Genomic DNA, 202 nt, shown 5'->3' on the forward strand with positions numbered 1-202 from the left:
GCGGGGGCGTGGCGCAATTGGTAGCGCATCTGCTTTGCAAGCAGAGGGTTAGGGGTTCGAGTCCCCTCGCCTCCACGTTTCGGTGATTATAGTGAGAGGGAAACGCCTGGTTCCATTCCGAACCCAGTAGCTAAGCCTCTTTGCGCTGATGGTACTGCACTTTGATGGGTGTGGGAGAGTAGGTTGTCGCCGGACTAGTTTT

At 55.9% G+C, this 202-nt stretch carries 1 tRNA gene and 1 rRNA gene; both read left to right on the top strand.

The features are described from left to right. Window positions 1–2: 2 nt before the first annotated feature. Window positions 3–75: transfer RNA gene (locus tag HMPREF2625_RS01785), tRNA-Ala, on the top strand. Between the two features lie 3 nt (window positions 76–78). Beyond that, window positions 79–195: ribosomal RNA gene (gene rrf, locus HMPREF2625_RS01790) — 5S ribosomal RNA — on the top strand. Window positions 196–202: the final 7 nt, after the last annotated feature.

Origin of the sequence: Rothia sp. HMSC064D08, from assembly GCF_001809525.1 — a bacterium.
Classification (GTDB): Bacteria; Actinomycetota; Actinomycetes; order Actinomycetales; family Micrococcaceae; genus Rothia; species Rothia dentocariosa.